Origin of the sequence: Paraburkholderia sp. (assembly GCF_035656215.1) — a bacterium.
GTDB lineage: Bacteria > Pseudomonadota > Gammaproteobacteria > Burkholderiales > Burkholderiaceae > Paraburkholderia.
On sequence record NZ_DASRSY010000417.1, the window covers coordinates 1 to 3,996 of the forward strand.

General features: G+C 61.9%; 4 protein-coding genes. 2 read left to right on the plus strand and 2 right to left on the minus strand.

All coding sequences use genetic code 11. The features are described 5' to 3' along the window. Positions 1-403: TolC family protein (locus tag VFE81_RS24310; protein ID WP_325047019.1), on the plus strand; the 403-nt coding region annotated here is incomplete at its 5' end. 271 nt (positions 404-674) lie between these two features. On the opposite strand, the gene VFE81_RS24315 is transcribed toward VFE81_RS24310, so the two are convergent. Next, positions 675-1,136, minus strand: a complete 462-nt coding sequence (locus VFE81_RS24315) for a (2Fe-2S)-binding protein (RefSeq protein WP_325047020.1) — start codon at positions 1,134-1,136, stop codon at positions 675-677. Between the two features lie 26 nt (positions 1,137-1,162). Further along, positions 1,163-3,433 carry a xanthine dehydrogenase family protein molybdopterin-binding subunit gene (locus VFE81_RS24320; RefSeq protein ID WP_325047021.1) on the minus strand — a complete coding sequence of 757 codons (2,271 nt, stop codon included), beginning with the start codon at positions 3,431-3,433 and terminating at the stop codon, positions 1,163-1,165. A gap of 95 nt (positions 3,434-3,528) precedes the next feature. Between VFE81_RS24320 and VFE81_RS24325 the strand changes: the two genes are divergently transcribed. Further along, on the plus strand, positions 3,529-3,996 hold a 468-nt coding region (locus VFE81_RS24325), incomplete at its 3' end, for a type II toxin-antitoxin system RelE/ParE family toxin (RefSeq protein ID WP_325047022.1).

Genomic DNA, 3,996 nt, shown 5'->3' on the forward strand with positions numbered 1-3,996 from the left:
GAAGTTCGACGGCGTGGTGCTGACCGCGTTGCGCGAAACTGAAACCAGCCTCGCGACTTATGCGTCCGACTATGCCCGCGCCGACGCTTTGCGTGCTGCGTTGAAGTCGGCCACCGAGTCGGCGGATGAAACGCATCGACTGTATCGCGCCGGACGCGAGTCGTTCATTTCGGATCTGGATGCGACCCGCACGCTGACGTCAACGAAGTCTCAAGTAGCGGCCGCGGAAGGTCAGGTGGCGATCGATCAGGTCAACCTGTTCCTCGCGCTTGGCGGTGGGTGGGAAACGGATGCGCAGATGGCGCCTGCGGCGGCAGTGTCGAACGCTGCTGGTGCGGCTCCCGCTTCTGCTGCAGCTGCGTCGGCGAAGGCCGTACCGACAGCGGGTACCAAAACGCCCTGACCCTCCCGCCTCGTCTCATCCGGGTAAATCACTATTATTGATAAGCTTTCTTTTACCTTTCAATTCAGGTTAAATACGAGCCTCAATACCACGTTACGGGGTCACGTATGTCGCAATTCATGCAAGGCGCAGCCACACTGGGCGGTTGTATAGGCGTTTTCACGGTAGTGGTGGCGGTCGTGGAGATGCTGGCGAACTGAGTTCGCCTCGCTCGTGATTAGCGAGTGACAGGCTTACGCAGGTGCCTGAGCGTGCCGCAGCGTTGTCGGCCCTAAGCGAGCCGCCGCTTCGCGGCCGCCTGGTGAATCGCGGCCCGCACCCTCGGATAGGTGCCGCAACGGCACACAATGTTGGACATCGCCGCGTCGATGTCGGCATCAGTGGGATTGGGCTTCTGCTTAAGCAGCGCGCAGGCGGCCATCAACTGCGCGCTCTGGCAATAGCCGCACTGCACCACGTCGAGATCGATCCACGCCGCTTTTAGCGCCTGCGCTTCGGCACCCTGCACGCCTTCGATGGTCGTGATCTTCTGCGAGTGCAAGCTCGACATCGGCGTCTGGCAGGCAAGGGCCGCCTTGCCGTCCAGATGGATCGTGCATGCGCCGCAAATGCCCACGCCGCAGCCAAACTTGGTGCCGGTCATGCCGAGGTCGCAGCGCAGCACCCACAAGAGCGGCATATCCGGTTCGGCGTGCACGGCCACCGCCCGGCCGTTGATGTTCAGCGATCCCATGCTTTTCTCCGTCAATCCGACGCGTTTCATGCGAGCCTCAACGGCAACGCGCGCAAGCGCTGGCCGGTCAGCGCGAACACCGCGTTGGCCACCGCCGGCGCGAGCGGCGGCACGCCCAGTTCGCCAACGCCCTGCGGGTGCAACTGGCTCGGCATGATGTCGGTTTCGATCACCGGACAATCGTTCATCCGCACGACGGGGAAATCGACGAAGTTCTTTTGCGCCACTACCCCACCAACAATAGTGATTTCGTCCTGCAACGCAGTCGACAGGCCAAACACAATGCCGCTCTCCATCTGCTGACGAATCAGGTTCGGATTCACCGGCAGTCCACAGTCGATCACGCAGACCACGCGATGCACGCGGATCTGCTTGTTCGGGCCGACCGATACCTCCGCCACCTGCGCGACGACACTGCCGAACGCCTCGTGCAGTGCAACGCCACGCGCCCGCTTTGTGCCGTCCGCGGCACGCGTTATGGCATGTCCCCAATCCGACAACGCCGCCACGCGCCTTAACACCGCCAGATGACGCGGATGCTGCGCGAGCAGTGCCGCGCGAAACGCAATCGGATCCTGACCGGTAGCGACGGCGAGTTCGTCGGTAAAACCCTCCGTGAAAAACGCCTGATGCGAATGGCCGACCGATCGCCAGAATCCAATCGGCACCGGCAATTCGACGATCTTGTGTGCCACACGCACAGCGGGCCATTCGTAGGGCTGATCGAACGCGCCCTCGCAGGTAGTCTTGTCGATGGGAATGCGTGGCACACCGTAGTAACGCGCGAGCGCTTCCGGCACGATCGCCTGACTCGCCGACGTGGCATGCCACACGACCAGCTTATTGTCTTTGTCGAAACCGGCCTTCAGTCGCGATACGCACGCCGGACGATAGAAATCGTGGGTGAAATCCTGTGCACGCGACCAGATTGTCTGCACCGGACGGTCGCCCCCCTCGCGCGCGATCGCCGCGGCTTGCGCGATGAAATCGAGTTCGAGACGGCGTCCGAAAGCACCGCCGAGCAGCTGCGTTTGCATATCGACCTTGTCGGCGTCGATGTTCAGCACTTTCGCGACGTGCTGCCGCGCGAGGCCCGGCATTTGCGTCGAGACCCAAACGGTGGCCATACCGTCCGCGACCTGCACCGTGCAATTCACCGGCTCGACCGCGCCGTGTGCGAGATACGGTGCGTGGTACTCGGCGCTGATCGTTCGCGCCGCGCCGCTCAATGCGGCATCGACGTCGCCGCGATGGTAGTAGGCGTGGCCATCGCTATCGTCCAATGCCCGCGCGAGTTGCGTGTCCACGCTCGCGCTCGACAGCGTGGCTGCAGGGCCGTCATTCCACACCACGTTGATCGCGCTGACCGCATTCATCGCGCGGAACGGGTTGTCTGCGATTACGGCGACGCCGCCGCTGCCACCGGCGTAGGGCTTCAGCGAAAACGCCTTAATGAAGCCGGGCATTGTCGTGGCCGGCGACGCGTCGAAATGCGCCACCGTACCGCCTAACGTGGGACACATCACCACGCTTGCGTAGATGAGACCATCGGGTAGCGCGTCAATGCCGAAGCGCGCCGTGCCGTTGATTTTCGATGCGGCTTCGATGCGTCGTATCGGTTTGCCGATCAGTTTGAAGTCCGTGGGATCTTTCAGCGCGACCTTGCGCGGCAGCGCTTGCTGTGCGGCCATCGTGGATAGTTCGCCGAAGCTCGCCTTATGGCCTGACGCGTCCAGTACGTAGCCGCCTTCCGTACGGCATTCGCCGGGTGGCACCTTCCATTGACCGGCCGCCGCGCCGATCAGCATCGCGCGCGCCGAGGCGCCGGCTTCACGCATCGGCGTCCATAGATCGTTCATGCTCGATGAACCGCCTGTCATCATCGTGCCGGCGTCGCGCACCAGCTTGCGGGTCATCCAGACCGCGGCACGCTTGACCGTGCTGTCGTCGTCCGGACGAAACGGCAGATCGTCGATGATGTTCTGCACGCTGTTGTAGATCTTGTCGAGCGGCGAGTTTTCCACACGAACCTGCGACCAGTCGGCGTCCAGTTCTTCGGCCAGCAGCATGGCGAGACCGGTGTGGATGCCCTGCCCCATTTCCGCTTTGCACATCATGATCGTGACGCTGTTGTCGGCGGCGATTTTGACCCAGCCGTTGAGCGCAACCTGATTACCTTCAGCCGGCAGCGGCGTGGATGTGGTTAGACGCTGACCCGGCGGCAGCACCGACCAGCCGACCAGCAACACACCGAGCGCGCCGGCGCCACCTAGCAGGAAGGTTCTGCGCTTTAACATCGTATGACTCGATCAGCTTGCACGGTGGCGGGAAAGCTGCAACGGCGTGGGGCACCGCCGGGGTTAGTACATCGGAACAGTAATAAGACGTACGAGTGAGTGTACGACTTAAATTCGGATGTTTAGGTCCTCCCCGGCTCAGCCGATTTCCCATCTATACAAATTTTTGTATAGTCCCAGAGGACCAATGCAAACTATTGAGGTTCTGCGGGAGCGCACTGGACGACTTGCGCGAATTCCCGCTCTCGGCTCGACGTGATGCCGGCTATCAACTCGATCAAGTCCAGCGCGGTAGGGATCCCGACGACTGGAAGCCAGTGAACACGATAGGCCAAGGGGTACGGGAAATCCGGATTCGAGATGCGAACGGTGCATTCCAGATTATTTTGCAACATCGGCCAAAAATCCGGTGGCGGCAAAGAAGCCCACCGCTAAGGCACCGGCGCGACGCGGTAAGAGCGACATCGCAGCTATCGCGCACCCCCGCTGACCGGCGGCTCATCTGGGCAAGCTTTAGAGTTGGAACGCGGTCTTGTCCGTCAAGGCCTCATAGTTGCCACGAT

Bases quoted from the DNA above. Each gene is read 5' to 3' on its own strand.
- VFE81_RS24315 (WP_325047020.1), bottom strand. From the start codon at position 1,136: ATGGGATCGCTGAACATCAACGGCCGGGCGGTGGCCGTGCACGCCGAA.
- VFE81_RS24320 (WP_325047021.1), bottom strand. From the start codon at position 3,433: ATGTTAAAGCGCAGAACCTTCCTGCTAGGTGGCGCCGGCGCGCTCGGT.